Here is a 15,756-nt window from a genome sequence, read left to right as displayed (position 1 = left end):
AAAGCGGATTCAAAAAGTGTAGTTGAAATAGAAGGGGATTTCAGCTATTTCACTACATATGTTTGAAAAGGTTTACAAAATGATGAAGAAAGAGGCGCATACGCATGAGACGATTAGGTATTTCTATTTATCCGGAGCATTCGACAGTAGAGAAAGATAAGGAATATTTAACATTAGCACATCAATATGGTTTTACACGTGTATTTACATGTTTATTATCAGTGGATGGAGAAAAAGAGAAAATTGTTAAAGAGTTTAAGGAAACGATTTCGCATGCGAATGAATTAGGTTTCCAAGTACTTGTTGATATTAGTCCAGCCGTTTTTGAACAGCTAGGTATTTCTTATAACGACCTTTCATTTTTCCACGAATTAGGTGCATATGGTATTCGTTTAGATGTTGGTTTCTCAGGATTAGAAGAGTCTATTATGACGTATAACCCATATGGATTGAAAATTGAGATTAATATGAGTAATGGTACGAAATACGTTGATAATATTATGAGCCATCGTCCGAACCGTGAAAACTTAATTGGTTGTCATAATTTTTATCCACATCGTTATTCTGGTCTTTCTTATGATCATTTTATAAAATGCTCAAAACAATTTAAAGATTACGGCATGAGAACGGCTGCTTTTATTACATCATTTGATGCAACATATGGTCCATGGCCGGTAACGGAAGGACTATGTACGATTGAACAACATCGTGAGTTGCCAATGACAACGCAAGCGAAACATTTATTTGCAACAGAATTAATTGATGATGTAATCATTGCGAATGCATATGCATCAGAAGAAGAATTAAAAGCGCTTGGAGAAGTAAATAAAGAAAAGCAAACGTTTGATGTAGAAATTTATGAAACAACGACAGAGTTAGAAAGAAAAATTGTCTTAGAAGAACCACATTTTTATCGTGGAGATGTGTCTGAATATATGATCCGTTCAACACAAAGTCGTGTGAAATATAAAAAAGAAGAGTTTAAACCTCATCATACAAGACCGATTAAACGCGGTGACCTTCTTATTGATAACGAACAATATGGTCAATATAAAGGAGAATTACAAATCGCTTTAAAAGATATGGTTAACACTGGAAAAACAAATGTAGTTGGCCGTGTTGTAGAAGAAGAAATTTTCTTATTGGATTATTTACAAGCTTGGGATAAATTTGAGTTTGTATTAAAGAAATAATAGGTTGATATGTATGAAGCCATCATGTATACATGATGGCTTTTTTGTCGAGAAAAATCTAGAGGAATGTAAGTAGAATATATGTTAACGGAACAAGATTTTATAGCATTTAATCTGCATTATGCAAAGCATTCTAAAACAGTAAAGCGTTCTTTATTTCTTCAACGTTATATTGTAGCTATTATTTTTTTTTGCTGTTCCACTTAGTGTTTTTTTGATAGGACCGCCGGGGCAGGTATATACGGGGTTACCTGTTATTTTTTTATTGGCAGGTGTTATATGGATCTTATTCTATCCTAAATATTTCTATAATCATATTAAAAGGAACCTTGAGAAGATGCTTCGGGAAGGAAGTTATAGCAATTTACTAGGTAAGCACAAGGTACAAATAACAGATGAGGGAATTATTGAAACAAATAGTGGTGGAGAGACAAAGCGGAAATGGAAAGGGATCGAGAAGGTAGAAGAAAATGAGGCATACATTTTTATTTATGTGAGCTCGATGAGTGCAAATATTGTTCCTAAAACTGCCTTTGCCCGCGAGAATAGTAAGAGTGAGTTTATAAAAAAATTGCAAGCCGGTATGGTATCTTCAATAATATAAAAAAGGTTGCCTTATAATGGGCAACCTTTTCCTATTATTCATATCGTAAGCATTCAATTGGATCCAGTTTCGCAGCTTTGTTAGCTGGTAGTAACCCGAATAGAATACCGATTAACATAGATAATGCTACTGAGATTAAACCTAATTTTACAGAAACAACAAGTGGCCATCCCGCAAAGATTGCGACAATCCAAGCGAAGAAGATACCGAGCATAAACCCGATGAATCCGCCTAATGCTGTTAAAATACAAGATTCAATTAGGAATTGCATTAATACTTTCCCGCGCGTTGCACCAAGTGCTTTACGAATACCAATTTCACGCGTACGCTCTGTTACAGAAACGAGCATGATATTCATAACACCGATACCACCAACTAAAAGGGAAATTGCTGCAATCCCACCGAATACGCTTTTTAGTATACCTGTAAAGCTATCAACTTCTTTTAACATTTCTTGTGGGTCTGGTACTTCGAATTTCCCTGTATGTTCTGGTTTTTTTCCATCATTTAATGATTTTACAACTGCATCTTGCACAGTTTGCTTATCTTGACCTGGAGCAAGTTTGACTGTAATACCATCATAGTTGTTTTTACCGAATAAAACAGGCCAGTTTTCTGCGGAGATAGCACCTTCTTTAAATTCCATGCCACCCATCATTGCTGTTGATTTAGTAGAATATACACCCATTACTTTATAGGGAGTACCCTTTATATCAATATATAAGTTTGGTTCCCATGAAGAGAATAATTTATCAAATGCATCTTTGTGTAACACGATTGTATGCTGAGGTTTATCTAAATCAGTGGCAGTGAACAACCTACCGTGCTCAAGTTTGAAGCGAGATGTATCTTCAAAGTAATCGCCTTTTACACCAGTTATGTCAATATCCAATTCTTTTTTTCCTGCATACACTTTTTCTTTGCCTCTCACATCTGGATACACATCTTGAACACCAGAGATTTTTGAGACGTTGTCATACATGCTTGAAGATATTTTGCCGTCCATATCAGCATAATCTTCTGTTGTATAGTTTACTGTAAATTGATCTTTCTTTTCTTTCCCGATTTGTTCACGGAACTTGGCATTCGTTCCGTCTCCAATAGAGATGATTGTAATAATCGCACTAACCCCAATAATAATCCCTAGCATCGTTAAAACAGAACGCATTTTATGAGCAAAGATAGAGGAAAGGGCCATGCGTATATTTTCACTTGTGTTCAAAATTAACCTCTCCAATCTTGGACAATATTTCCGTCACGAATTACAATTTGGCGTGCTGCCGCTTCCCCAATTTCACGATCATGGGTAATCATAATGATTGTGGAGCCTTGTTTGTTTAATTCGTAAAAGAGGTCCATAATTTGTTTACTTGTTTTTGTATCAAGTGCACCGGTAGGCTCATCGGCCAAAATGAATTTCGGGTTATTTACAATCGCACGGGCAACAGCAACACGCTGTTTTTGACCACCAGATAATTCGTTTGGTAAGTGAGTTGAGCGGTCTGCTAAACCTACTTTTGTTAGTGCAGCTAATGCACGCTCACGTCGTTCTTTCTTATCTACCCCAGCGTAAATAAGGGGGAGTTCTACATTTTGCAGTGCATTAAGGCGAGGGAGCAACATAAAGTTTTGAAATACAAATCCGATTTCTTTATTACGAATATGAGCGAGTTCTGTTTCCGACATATTTGAAATATTTTGTCCGGCTAACGAATAAGTACCGTCTGTCGGTTTGTCTAAGCAACCGATAATATTCATTAATGTTGATTTACCAGAACCAGATGGTCCCATGATAGAAGTGAATTCGCCCTGATTCAGAGTTACATCAATACCGTGTAAGATTTGAACTGTTTCTTCACCGTTTTGAAAGGATTTCGTGATGCCTTTTAAATCGATCATTGGGCATTAACCTCCATGCCATCTTTTAAGTCTTTTTCTGGTTTAGAGATGATTTGGTCACCTTTCTTTACGCCAGAAACTTTCGCTTCGCCATCTGTTTCAAATTCAACAGTAACTGCTTGTTCTTTTGCTTTCCCATCTTTCACGATGAAGACAACATTTTTATCGCCTTTTTTCACAATGCTGCTTTTTGGAACAACTATACCAGTTGCTTCGCCAGACTTGCTTGTTACGTATACGTGGAATCCAGTTTGTAGTTCTTCATTATTATCTAATGTAACAATAAATTGATAGTTAGAAACTGTCTTGTTTTCATCCATGCTTTTTATTGGTGTTGTACCGATTTCTGTGACTTTTCCAGTCCATGTTTTTCCTGGTACAGTTTTTGATGTGACAGTTACTTCTTGCCCAACTTTTACGTTAGCTAGTTCATATTCTGATAGCTGTCCTTTTACTTTTAATGGACCAGCGTGACGAATAGTAATACCGCTCATACCTGTTTTTTCGTCTGCATTTTTTGTAATATCATCAATTACGCCATCAACAGGGCTTGTTACAGAAAGAGTAGTTAATTTCTCTTTGCTTGTTTGAATCATTTGATCAGCTTTTTCAACCTCAAATTTTTTCATTTCAAGCTGTGATTCAAGCTGTGCGATTTCAGTTTCTGTTGCTTTTAGCATTTCAGCAGGCGCACCAGCGTTTTTATCTTTTTGTAATTTTTGTTTTGCTGCATTTAGTTGTTTGTTTAATAATTCTACTTCTTTATTCGCAAGTTTTTTTTGCATTTCTGCTTCCGTTACACCTAATTTCATAGTAGGGTCATTGTATTTAAAGAGTAGCTGTCCTTTTTTGACTTCATCGCCTTTTTTTACAGCTAGTTCATATGTTCCTTTTGATGGATCAAATACGATTGTTTCAATTCCATTTGGAATGACTTCACCGCCAAATTTTTGTGCATTTTCAATTTGTTTTTCTGTTACTTTATAACTGCTGTATGCCATAGCTACATCAGAACCGCCACCAGCAAAAGCAAAATATGAACCTGCTGCAATCCCAATTGCTACTACACTCGTAATTAACACTTTATTTTTCTTCTTCATCTATTTATCACCTTTTCGTTCGTTTTTGGTATCTGTTTTTAGTATAGAAGAGAAGGAAAATGTGACAAATCGTTTTAGCTTACAATAACATTACAGTTTTGTAAGGTTGGCGTATTGAGATAAATGGGATTGAGATTTGTATATATGAGGTCTTTTCATTTAGGGGAAGGGTAGATTGGTTGACGAGCCTTTTTGTTCTTACAATAATATAAAGTTTATCCCCCTATTTTAGGTCAGTAAGACCACCACCTCAAGATTCAGAGAAAAACGAGGAGGAGTCTTGAATATAGATGGAATTCTTGAAAGGTTTACATACCGATTTGGTCACGACATCTTTTCCTTTTTATATTATTACAGATTACCTATTGATTTTTCGGTATAGAAAATATTTACAATTCTGAAAATTATTTATAAAATAAAGCAGAGTATAAATAGAATGGAAATTTGTATAGAGAGAAGGGGAAAAATGGCAAGAAAGGTGATTTCAAATGGAATAGAGATTACAGTGCAATTTATTCTTTCCATCATTGGTATTATTTGTTTAGGCGCTCTTCCAAAACTATTCGAAGACTTACATATTAATTTTTCGCAGTATGTACAGGCTTTAAAGATGTTAGTTATGAAGCTGATAGATGTTCCAAACTTAACGTATGGGATGAATCGGCCGTTATTTCCGCAACTATTTATTCATTACAAAGAAACGATGATTATTTTTTTAGCTTCATTTTTTATCTCATTATGTATAGCTTTTTGCATTGTGTATATGATGATGAGAAGTCGCCCGCACATACAGCGGCGCATTAAAACATTTCTGCTTTTTCTTGAGTCCATTCCAGACATTCTACTTATTATTGGATCACAAATTCTTGTCGTATGGTTTTTTCAAAAGACAGGTTTTTTACCTATTAAGATTGCTGCACTAAGAGGAGAGTCTATTCGGGGCTTACCTATTATTTGTTTAAGTATTCCCACTACGATTATGTTTGTAAAGTTATTACTCCTTCGTTTTGAAACTGAATTAGAAAAAGATTATGTGTTATTTGCACGGGCGAAAGGGTTTGATCGCTTTTATATTTTAAATCGCCATGTATTGCGGAATGTGTTGCTTAGTACATTGTTTTTTGCGAAAACAAATATTTGGTTTATGTTATCAAATTTGTATATTATAGAGTGGCTTTTTAACACACATGGTATTTTTGTATTCATTAAAAATTATCAACCGGTTGAAGTTTTTACAGTGAGTATCTTACTTATTTATATCCCGATCTTTATTCTATTTAAGTCGTTTCATTATTTCGTTCCAGATGCGATGAAAGAGAGGGCATAAGAGATGTGGAAATATATAAAGCGCGATAAAAAGTTTTGGTTTAGTATTTTATTTCTTGTTGTGTTAGTTGGACTTAGCATTGGGAATACGTTATGGAATGGAGGACATATTCGCCAAGTTTCAATACAATATGATGCGCAAGGAAATGTAGAAGCTCCACCATTTGCGCCTTCATGGCAATTTTTACTTGGTACAGATCGAAAAGGTTATGATTTGTTAAATCTAGTTATTGAAGGAGCAAAGTGGACCATTGGTATATCCGTTTTTATTGCGATGATGCGGGTGGCTTTAGGTGTCTTTTTTGGTGTTATATTAGGAACCTATGTAAAAAAAGGTTTTTCAAAAATTGAAGCGTTTTTTGATAGCTTTACAGTTATTCCCACTGTTATGATTGCGTATTTTTTTCTTCAGTTTGCAACTAGTTTTGTGAATGGCGAAGCGACGACCAGTTTTTTTGAGAGGGCATCATTTCAGGTCATATTGCTTATTGTCCTGGCAGTTCCGACAATTTCTCTTTATGTTGCAAATGAAGTGCGGAAATTACGAAAGGAAGAGTTTATAGATGCTGCTCGTATATTAGGCGGAAGTAGACGGCGTATTATTGTGAAACATTTATTTCCGCACTTATATATGACATTTGTACTTGTATTGATGCAGCAGTTTATTCAAACGCTTATTATCTTTCTTCACCTAGGATTGCTTCAAGTGTTTTTTGGAGGGACAGTGAGTTTTGGGCCAATTGAGGTAGATTCTTACACACATGAATGGTCTGGTTTAATTGGCGTATATTTTCGTTCTTTAACAGTGCATCCATGGATTCCGCTCGTACCAATTACTTTTTTTGGACTCACTATCTTCTCAGGAAACATGATTGTAAGAAGTATAGAGGATGCGATAGCAAAAGTGAGATTAGGAGAAATGAAGAAAGACGAGGAAGTAGAAGAAGTGAAGTCTATTTCACTTCCTAAAGAAGAGTTATTTACATTTAAACATACGATGTAAAGAGCCTAGGAAACTAGGCTCTTTCTTCATTTTCTCATTACAAGATTGTAAGAATCATGTAATGAAAATCGATAGGGGGAATGTCATATTTTCGGTACACTGTGTATATCGAAATGTACGAGAGCAGGTGAGAATCAAATGGATTTTTTGGAAGTATCGAAGCGAAGTATAAAGAGGAATATTCGTGATTATTTACTATATTTTATATCTTTAGTAGGTAGCATTGTTATTTATTTTACATTTGTCTCAATTAAACAAAATGAAAGTGTAACCGCACTTTTAAAAGAATCAGATAAGATCGAAACGACATTTACGTTTGCACAAATTTTGTTAATGATTTTTTTAACGATTTTTATCTTTTATTGTAACGGATTCTTTTTACGAAAGAAGAAAAAGGAAATTGCTTTATATAGTTTGTTGGGAATCCGAAATAAAGAAATCGCTCAGTTATTATTTTATGAAACGTTGTTACTTGGTATAGGAGCGAGTATTGTCGGCATTATTATCGGTATTTTTGTCGCAAATATTTGTGCTGGACTACTTGTGAAATTAATGGGAAGTGCTTTTACTTTCACGTTTTCAGTTTCATTTTTATCAATAGTAGAGGTACTTGTAACATTAAGTATTATTTTTGTTATTGCATCATGGAAAAGCAAGAAACTTATCTATCAACATCGTTTAGTTGAATTGTTATATGGTGAAAATCAAGAAGAAGAGACACCGACCTTTACAAATAAGAAAGCAAAACAAGCAATTGTATTCCTTGTAGCAGGTTATGTTGTTGCATTATTAACACAGCTGTTTGGATTTAGTGCCGTTTTTATAACAGGACTTATCATTTTTGTATTGATCGTAAAAGGGACATTTTTATTATTTGAACAATATACAGTTAGATTCTTGCACAAAATAAAAGAAGATAAAGGGAAGTATTGGAATGGAATAAATATTTTATCGGTTTCTTCCTTATTTTTCCGTATCAAAGGAAATGTAAAAATGCTTGCGCTTTTGTCTCTCTTAAGTGCGGTGACGTTATGTACGATTGGGATGAGTTCTAGTATGTATTACGGCGCGAAGAAAACAGCAGCAACGATGAATCCGACAAGTTATGAATATGTAACGAATGGAAAGCATTTAAATGAGAGAGTAAAACAGACAATTCAAGACTCTCATTATGATATAAAAGGAGAAACATCAGTAGCACTACTTTCAGCGGAAGGGCGTATCGATGGATCATCAATTTTGACAGGTTACCAAGTTGGCGATGGAAATATACAAATTATAAAGGAATCGGATTATATTAGAACATCTGCCCAATTAAAAAATGAAGCAGTTACACTTCGTTCTGAAAAAGATGCTGTTTTATTAGATCCGTATAAGTCATATAACTTGGAAAATACATCTTTTAAAGGAAGAACAGCATCGATTAATAATGAAACAGTGACATTTGTTGATCATAGAGAAGAGACGATTGTAAGTGCGAAATTAGCTCCAATTGGAATTGTTGTTAAGGATTCATTGTTCAAGAAAGTCCAGCAAGGAAAGGCCGTATCACGCGTAAATGGACTTATCGTGGATGGAAATGGGGATGCAAAGTTAACGGAAATGTTAATAAATATTGTCCCAAAGGAAGCAAAACTCCAGTCATTTGAACAGGCCAGTCAATCTGAACTACAAGATGGAGCGGTACTGTTATTCGCAAGTGTATTTTTAGGAATCGTATTTATCTTAGCAACAGGTTGTATTCTATACTTTAAGCAAATAACAGAAGCGATGGCAGAGCGCCCTGCTTATGAAATGTTAAAGAAGATTGGGTTAACGAAGCAGGCGGCTAAGCAATCTGTAAGAAAACAAGTAGGAGCTATGTTTTTTGCACCATTACTATTAGCAATTTGTCATATGTTCTTTGCCTTTTTAGGTGTAATGGGTTTCAAAGGGATGACGGAATATATGGTGCCGATTTTAAGCAGCATTTTCGCGTATATTGGTATTTACTTCTGCTACTACATGTTAACAGCTCGCTCTTATACAAACATTGTATGGAGTGATAGAAAATAAAAAGAAGCAAGCATTTTATGGAATGCTTGCTTCTTTCATTATTTCGTAGAAACTTCACCTTCTGTTTGTGTTTGCGGGATAAAGTATCCGACAATACCTCCAATGATTGCCGGGATGATCCAACCAATTCCTAATTTGTAAAAAGGAATTGTGCTTACAATAGATGTAATAGCAGCTGGCATCATTCCCACATTATCAAGCGCGTGAATACAGCTAGTGACGAATGCAGCAATCATTGCACCGATGTATACAGATGGTTTACGCTTCGTATATTTATCAATAAATGATACGAAAATTAAAATGATTGTAATTGGATAAAGAATAATTAACACAGGTAATGTAATTTTGATTAATAAGCTTAGTCCTAGATTTGAAATGATAAAGCTGAAAATACAAACATATAATACAAGCTTTTTATAAGAAACATTTGTTAATACATTTGTAAAGTAGTTAGCAAATGCACTAACGACACCAATAGCTGTCGTTAAACAAGCAAATATAATTGCGATGCTTAGCAAAATATTACCGCTTGTCCCAAATAATTGGTACATAATGGTTGCTAATAGCTGACCGCCATTTTCAAATTGTCCAAGGTTTCCGTTTGATGCTCCGATATATCCAAGTAAGAAATAAACGATTGTTAAAAAGAAAGCAGCAATGCTTCCACAAATAATCGTATATTTTGCGATAGATTTTTTTTCTGTGACGCCATTTTGACGGATAGCATTTACGACAATTGTCGATAAAACGAGAGCGCCAATCGCATCTAATGTTAAAAATCCTTCTAAAAACCCTTTGAAAAATGGAATTTCTTTATAGTCGCCGACCGGGGGTGTAAATGATCCAGTTGGTGAAAGGATTGCTTTTGTCGCCATAACAGCAATAATCCCAAGTAAGATTGGTGTTAATATTTTTCCAATATGATCAACTAATTTGGATGGATTTAATGATAAGAAGTAAACAATCGTAAAGAAAATAAAGCTAAATAGTAACATAGAATACCATTGATCCTGAAAAAGTGGTGCGATTCCAATTTCATAAGAAACCGATCCAGTTCGTGGAATAACAAATAGTGGGCCGATTGAAAGATAGATAATGATAGCTAGTACTGCTGCGAATTTTGGATGAACACGGCTCGCTAAGTTTTTAAAACTACCACCTGCAAGGGCGACAGCAACGATTGCTAATAATGATAAACCTACGTCTGTAATGACAAATCCTGAAATAGAAACCCACATGTTTTCTCCTGAAGAAAGTCCAAGAAGGGGCGGGAAAATCATATTACCAGCGCCGAAAAAAACTGCAAATAGCAATAAGCTAATGGAGAGAATTTGCGATGGCTTTAAAGTTGTATGCATGTATAGAAAATCCTCCTATCGATATTTTTGTCGAAAATTCAAATAATTTGTCGAGTAACTGTTATAATTTTAATCGTCTGATGACTAGAAAGCAACAGGGAATTTTAAAAAATTTTAAAAATAATGCGTTAAGTTGGATAATTATACGTTTATACTTTTCTAATCTATGGTGGCATACTACATGTAAAGATGTTTCGGATTAAGAAAGTAAAACTTTAACCAGTAAAGGGTCCTTTTCTTAAATCATGAGGTGAAGGTCTTAATGCCTGCGAATAGCGAGATAAAAATGTGTGAAGTAAAGAAAGGTGAAATAGTATGGATTATGTAGAGATTTTTTTTGAACTACTATTTGGCTATGCTGTGTTGTTTTTAGTCGTTAAAATCCTTGGGAAAACACAAATGAATCAAATTACACCATTTGATTTTATTTCAGCACTCGTCTTAGGAAATTTTTTAGGGAACGCTGTTTATAATAAAGAGGCTCATATAGGAAGGATGATTTTTGTAGTTGTTGTGTGGGGAGCTTTTATACTCATTACAGAGATTATCACCCAAAAATGGAGAAAAGCACGTTTATTTCTTGAAGGAAAACCAGCTATTTTAATTGCAAATGGAAAGCTAGATTGGAACGAAATGAAGAAAAACCGTTTAGATGTTGATCAGCTTCAGCATTTGCTTCGGGCAAAGGATATATTTTCTCTGCAAGATGTAGAATTTGCAATTTTAGAAAATGATGGGTCGATAAGTGTGATGAGAAAATATGATGTAGATATACCAACAAGAAAAGATTTGAAAATAAAGGGGCAGGAAAAGGTATTGCCGGTTGTTCTTATTAGCGATGGGGAGTTCATTACATACAATTTAAAAAAGTTTGGATTACAGGAAGTATGGTTGCGAGAAGAGCTAAAGAAGCAGAGAACAGAATTGAAAGAAGTATGTTATGCAGAGTGGAGTAAAGGAGGGAGCCTTTTTATTCAAAAATATTAGTATTAAACGTGCACATACCGTTTCGGTATGTGCACGAAATATTTAAAAGTATATTTTTCTATCGCGTTCTTCTTTTAAAATTTCAACAGCTTCGCGGAAACGCTGGGAATGAACAATTTCACGCTCGCGTAAAAAGCGTAGACTATCATTTATATCAGGATCATCTGATAGATCGATTAGCCACTGATAAGTTGCTCTTGCTTTTTCTTCTGCAGCAATGTCTTCATATAAATCTGCAATTGGATCACCTTTTGCTTGTATGTATGTGGCTGTAAATGGAACACCGCCTGCATTGTGATAAAATAGTGCACTATCATGATTGGCGTACTGAGCATCTAGTCCAGCTGCTTTCATTTGTTCAGGTGTGGCATCTTTTGTTAATTTATACACCATTGTGGCAATCATCTCAAGATGTGCAAACTCTTCTGTACCGATATCTGTTAATAAACCGACTACTTTATCAGGAATGGTGTAACGCTGATTTAAATAGCGGAGAGCGGCAGCCAATTCGCCATCTGCACCACCATACTGCTCAATTAATAATTTAGCAAGCGCTGGATTACAAGTACTTACTTTCACAGGATACTGCAATTTTTTTTCATAGATCCACATATTTTATCTCCTTTATATTTGCCATGGCCAAGGACCTTTGCTCCATTCCCACGGAGCATTAGAGTAACTATTTCCAAACTGCTGGAGTGGACCATATTTTTCCTCGATTTTTTGCTTTTGCAATCTTCTTTTATAGGAAAAATCATTAAATTGATTGATAGCTGCGGCGTCATCTGGATGGGTATCTAAGTAAAGCGTGAGTTCAACTAATACAAAATCGAGTTCTTGCAACTCTTCTATCCACTTATAATATTCATCTGGCAATGTTTGAGCCACGGATTTCCTCACCTTCCTTTCTTATAGGGGTTTTCATAAAAATCATAGAAAGCAGGCCATAAAGTGCCTTTTCTTAATGCTTCGTTAGGCGGGAATTGAGGCAAGTTTGGTGGTTGGAATCCCATGAATAAATGAGGAGGAGTTGAATAAAATTTCTTTCCAATCGGCGGACAAGGATCGTTTGGACCATGGAAAGGTGTGTAAGATCTCATAAATTTGTCCATCACATAAGCCTCCTTTACAAGTGAAACATTCATCACTACGTATTGTATTCAGACATAATTGTCATTTATGACTCATATAGAAAAACTAGTAGGGTCAAGGAGGAAATATATGTGGAGACGATTACAAATAGCATTGTATTAGAAGTGAGAAATTTAAAGGAAACATTATACTTTTATGAAGGGATTTTAGGATTTAAGCCGAGTAGACATCGGCCACAATTACATGTGCCTGGTGTTTGGTATGATATTGGACCAACGAGAATTTGCTTCGTTTTAAATAGAGGACAAGGCGCGGGAACTAGCGGAGCATTATCCTCTTATATACATTTAGATTTGCCATGTTGTGATATAGAAAAAGTGCGGAAAAAACTAGAATTTTATTGTGTGTCATTTGAAGAATTAAAGGGCTGTAAAACGGAGAAAAGGGGAATTGTTGTACATGATCCAGACCAGTATAGAATTCTAATTGAGTCGAGAGAGTAGCTGAGACTATATGAGGGGGAATCAATCGGATGAATAGCGCATACCAAGAAAGTGCCTTGTTTGAACATAAATTTTGGCTCAAGGTTCTTGGGGATCATGCCCAATTTCTTTTAGATGCTTTAGCTCCAAGTGAAAAAGAAGATATTCAAAAAGCGATGTATTTTGTCCAAACATTTGATAGATTTCTCAATAATATTCATACAGTAAATTTGATTGCATTTGCGAAAGATGCACATGAAGCCGCAGAGGGAATTAGGAAATTTAAGTTAAGTATTATACAAAGGCAGCTAGAAGGAAAAATCAAAATTCATTTTACGCCAACTTTTCTTAACCATATGGTGAACGAAGTGGAAGAGTATATAACAGTACTAGAGTATTTAATGAAAGGGGAAGTGCCACCTATTTTCCATGAATTACATTATCATCTTGCTTGGTTAACAGATGCAGCAGGGCATGCAGGTTCCATTTCAGGTGGGCTAGATCTTGTCGAAAAACGACTGAAAGAGAAGTGTGCGGAATATGAAAAGCACTTTGAACAATTTTACTTGAAAGCTGTGGAAATGACGGGTTACTTACGGACGGAACTACATTCTTTTCCAGCCCTAAAGAAATTTACAAAAGATGTTTCATTAGAACTAACACTATTCTCACGTTTCCTTCACGAATTAGAGGAATTAGAGTTATCTAATCAAGTATTAAGCTTAATATCTGGAAGAATGGCAGACCATATGGCTAGAGAAGAATGTTATTATTTAATGAAATTAGCACAAGCTTCTGGATTAGAGATACCAAAGTGTAATCCGCTTTAAGTCATACTATATAAAAATTCGCAGTGATGTGGATTTTTATATAGTATTTTTGTTTTGTTAGGAGATGCTAGAAAAGAATTATAGAAAGGGGAATAGTAAATGCAATTAGCTACGCATGAATTACGTGACTTAAGTGAATTGATTGCTGGAGATTATAACACGATTAATACAATGTCTACATATATACAACAAGCACAGGATCCTGAGCTGAAACAACTGTTGCAGAGACATTTGCCTTTTCATGTACAAGCGTATAACTTGAAGGTGGAATTTGTGCAAAAGGAATCTCCCCCTAATATTTCAAAGTTTCAGCCATCCAAATTAAATCCAGTGTTACCTTCGTATACAGAGGCACCTTCACAAGAGTACTTGCCAGTTACGCCAAGTATAGCTGCAAAGCCTCCTAATGATCGATCTATTGCACTTGGGTATTTATTGAATCAAAAGTCGTCTGCATTTAATTGTGCAGGTTCTTTATTAGAGTTTGCGAACCCAGAGTTAAGAATGCTTTTAGAAAATACGTTTTTAAATAGTAGTCACCATGCATATGACATTTGGCAGTATATGGTGAAAAAGGGATATTATCAGTTATCGCCAGCACCAAGTTCTGAAATGCAAGCGATAGCAAGTATGTACAAGCCACTTCAACAATAGAAAAGGATTGACAAGTTCTATCAAATATTTTAAGGTGATTTTATAAGATTGCGTATATAAAGGGGAGTAACTTGTCACAATAAAGTCGTCATTACAGGGAGAAACCCTCGGCTTTATTGGCAACAGTTTTGTTGTTAGTGAGACCTTTACCAGCAATGGTAAAGGCCCCTTATTGTCTTTTTTAGGACCTTTACTATATTTGGTAAAGGTCCTTTTTGTATGCAAAAAAGGAGAGGTGAAAAGTGAAAAAGTTTATAAACCGATTTCGATTGATGCTTCACTTTCGTCGATTTGGTCCATTTCTATATGACTTTTTTACGTCGAAAGAAGTCGCTATGCAAAAAAAGGTACTATCCATTGTTTTTTTAATCGGATATGTCGTGTTTCCCTTTGATCTTATCCCTGATTTTCTAATGTTTTTTGGGGTATTAGATGATGTTGCTGTTGCCCTATTTATTTTGCAGCGAATTGTGAAAATGGCACCGAAGCACTTACAAGAAAAATACAATTTAAATAAAGGATAGGAGTGAACAAATGGAGCAGTTTATTTTAGATGTAATTGATTATTTAAAGCAGTTTTCTTATTTTGGTGTCATTCTAGCATTAACATTCGAGTTTATCCCGGCAGAAATCGTTTTACCGCTTGTTGGGTATTGGGTATATGAGGGAGATATGAACTTTTGGCTTGCAGTATTAGCTGGGACGATCGGAGGGACAACGGGTCCATTGACTTTATATGCACTCGGTTATTATGGGGGGCGCCCGTTATTATTGAAATATGGAAAATACTTTTTTATAAAAGAAGAACAGATTCAAAAAGCGGATGACTTCTTTGAAAAATATGGACCAGCAGTGGCGTTTCTTGGACGTTTTATTCCAGGGGTTCGTACACTTATTTCAGTTCCGTGTGGAATTGCCAAAATGAATATTTGGCAATTTAGCATATACACATTTGTGGCGATGTTACCGCTCACGGCGCTATATGTATATATCGGATTGAAGTTAGGCCCTCATTGGAAAAAGGCAGGGGCAATGGTCGAACAATATACGTTACCGATATTAGGAGTTGTTTGTCTCATTGTAATAGGAATATTCATTTTCAAGTTTGTGAAAAAGAAAAATAAAGTGGAGTCGATGTGAAAACGCCTATAAAGGCGTTTTTGCATTGGTAAA

At 35.3% G+C, this 15,756-nt stretch carries 18 protein-coding genes; 11 read left to right on the top strand and 7 right to left on the bottom strand.

Features of this window, described 5'->3' with window-relative positions; genetic code table 11:
* The first annotated feature begins 104 nt into the window (after positions 1–104).
* Both AAIE21_RS16090 and AAIE21_RS16085 read left to right on the top strand, forming a co-directional pair.
* Positions 105–1,193 (top strand): DUF871 domain-containing protein, encoded by a 1,089-nt coding sequence (locus tag AAIE21_RS16090; RefSeq protein WP_343267696.1) that lies wholly within the window; start codon positions 105–107, stop codon positions 1,191–1,193.
* A 337-nt stretch (positions 1,194–1,530) separates the two neighbouring features.
* A complete protein-coding gene (locus tag AAIE21_RS16085; RefSeq protein WP_343267695.1) occupies positions 1,531–1,797 on the top strand; it encodes a YcxB family protein in 267 nt (88 codons plus the stop codon).
* A gap of 34 nt (positions 1,798–1,831) precedes the next feature.
* Here AAIE21_RS16085 and AAIE21_RS16080 read toward each other — a convergent pair whose 3' ends face one another.
* Genes AAIE21_RS16080 through AAIE21_RS16070 form a run of 3 tightly spaced genes read right to left on the bottom strand, consistent with a single transcriptional unit; the run spans position 1,832 to position 4,796 of the window.
* Complete coding sequence (locus AAIE21_RS16080; RefSeq protein WP_343267694.1) at positions 1,832–3,019, bottom strand: ABC transporter permease; 1,188 nt, start codon at positions 3,017–3,019, stop codon at positions 1,832–1,834.
* Positions 3,020–3,021: 2 nt separating this feature from the next.
* The gene (locus AAIE21_RS16075) at positions 3,022–3,696 is read right to left on the bottom strand and encodes an ABC transporter ATP-binding protein (protein WP_343267693.1); all 675 of its coding nucleotides are present in this window, start codon (positions 3,694–3,696) and stop codon (positions 3,022–3,024) included.
* Complete coding sequence (locus tag AAIE21_RS16070) at positions 3,693–4,796, bottom strand: efflux RND transporter periplasmic adaptor subunit (protein ID WP_343267692.1); 1,104 nt, start codon at positions 4,794–4,796, stop codon at positions 3,693–3,695. Before AAIE21_RS16070 ends, AAIE21_RS16075 begins: the two co-directional genes overlap by 4 nt.
* A 466-nt stretch (positions 4,797–5,262) precedes the next feature.
* Between AAIE21_RS16070 and AAIE21_RS16065 the strand changes: the two genes are divergently transcribed.
* The 3 genes from AAIE21_RS16065 to AAIE21_RS16055 all read left to right on the top strand — a co-directional run bounded on the left by AAIE21_RS16065 (position 5,263) and on the right by AAIE21_RS16055 (position 9,180).
* Positions 5,263–6,123 carry an ABC transporter permease subunit gene (locus AAIE21_RS16065; RefSeq protein ID WP_343267691.1) on the top strand — a complete coding sequence of 287 codons (861 nt, stop codon included), beginning with the start codon at positions 5,263–5,265 and terminating at the stop codon, positions 6,121–6,123.
* 3 nt (positions 6,124–6,126) lie between these two features.
* Positions 6,127–7,125, top strand: coding sequence for an ABC transporter permease (locus AAIE21_RS16060; protein ID WP_343267690.1), 999 nt, complete (start codon positions 6,127–6,129; stop codon positions 7,123–7,125).
* Positions 7,126–7,263: 138 nt separating this feature from the next.
* The gene (locus AAIE21_RS16055) at positions 7,264–9,180 is read left to right on the top strand and encodes an ABC transporter permease (RefSeq protein ID WP_343267689.1); all 1,917 of its coding nucleotides are present in this window, start codon (positions 7,264–7,266) and stop codon (positions 9,178–9,180) included.
* 38 nt (positions 9,181–9,218) lie between these two features.
* Here AAIE21_RS16055 and brnQ2 read toward each other — a convergent pair whose 3' ends face one another.
* Complete coding sequence (gene brnQ2 / locus AAIE21_RS16050) at positions 9,219–10,538, bottom strand: branched-chain amino acid transport system II carrier protein BrnQ2 (RefSeq protein ID WP_343267688.1); 1,320 nt, start codon at positions 10,536–10,538, stop codon at positions 9,219–9,221.
* 315 nt (positions 10,539–10,853) lie between these two features.
* Between brnQ2 and AAIE21_RS16045 the strand changes: the two genes are divergently transcribed.
* Positions 10,854–11,525, top strand: a complete 672-nt coding sequence (locus tag AAIE21_RS16045; protein ID WP_343267687.1) for a DUF421 domain-containing protein — start codon at positions 10,854–10,856, stop codon at positions 11,523–11,525.
* Positions 11,526–11,567: 42 nt separating this feature from the next.
* Here the strand turns inward: AAIE21_RS16045 and cotJC are convergent, their stop codons facing one another.
* The 3 genes from cotJC to AAIE21_RS16030 are packed head-to-tail and all read right to left on the bottom strand — an operon-like array spanning position 11,568 to position 12,637.
* On the bottom strand, positions 11,568–12,137 hold the full coding sequence (gene cotJC / locus AAIE21_RS16040; protein ID WP_174101906.1) for a spore coat protein CotJC: 570 nt from the start codon (positions 12,135–12,137) through the stop codon (positions 11,568–11,570).
* 12 nt (positions 12,138–12,149) lie between these two features.
* The gene (locus AAIE21_RS16035) at positions 12,150–12,413 is read right to left on the bottom strand and encodes a spore coat protein CotJB (RefSeq protein ID WP_343267686.1); all 264 of its coding nucleotides are present in this window, start codon (positions 12,411–12,413) and stop codon (positions 12,150–12,152) included.
* Positions 12,414–12,421: 8 nt separating this feature from the next.
* A complete protein-coding gene (locus AAIE21_RS16030) occupies positions 12,422–12,637 on the bottom strand; it encodes a spore coat associated protein CotJA (RefSeq protein ID WP_174101910.1) in 216 nt (71 codons plus the stop codon).
* Between the two features lie 111 nt (positions 12,638–12,748).
* On the opposite strand from AAIE21_RS16030, the gene AAIE21_RS16025 reads away from it, so the two are divergent.
* The 5 genes from AAIE21_RS16025 (at position 12,749) to AAIE21_RS16005 (ending at position 15,723) form a co-directional block, all read left to right on the top strand.
* Positions 12,749–13,120 carry a VOC family protein gene (locus tag AAIE21_RS16025; RefSeq protein WP_343267685.1) on the top strand — a complete coding sequence of 124 codons (372 nt, stop codon included), beginning with the start codon at positions 12,749–12,751 and terminating at the stop codon, positions 13,118–13,120.
* 29 nt (positions 13,121–13,149) lie between these two features.
* Positions 13,150–13,929: a DUF2935 domain-containing protein gene (locus tag AAIE21_RS16020; protein ID WP_343267684.1), complete on the top strand. Its 780-nt coding sequence runs from the start codon at positions 13,150–13,152 to the stop codon at positions 13,927–13,929.
* 99 nt (positions 13,930–14,028) lie between these two features.
* Positions 14,029–14,583, top strand: coding sequence for a spore coat protein (locus tag AAIE21_RS16015; protein WP_343267683.1), 555 nt, complete (start codon positions 14,029–14,031; stop codon positions 14,581–14,583).
* 242 nt (positions 14,584–14,825) lie between these two features.
* Complete coding sequence (locus tag AAIE21_RS16010; protein WP_343267682.1) at positions 14,826–15,107, top strand: YkvA family protein; 282 nt, start codon at positions 14,826–14,828, stop codon at positions 15,105–15,107.
* A gap of 10 nt (positions 15,108–15,117) precedes the next feature.
* The gene (locus AAIE21_RS16005; RefSeq protein ID WP_343267681.1) at positions 15,118–15,723 is read left to right on the top strand and encodes a DedA family protein; all 606 of its coding nucleotides are present in this window, start codon (positions 15,118–15,120) and stop codon (positions 15,721–15,723) included.
* Positions 15,724–15,756: the final 33 nt, after the last annotated feature.

This window comes from Paenibacillus sp. 102, assembly GCF_039549175.1.
GTDB lineage: Bacteria > Bacillota > Bacilli > Bacillales > Bacillaceae_G > Bacillus_A.
Note: the sequence above shows the minus strand (reverse complement) of the source record. Positions and strands in the feature narration are given on the sequence as shown.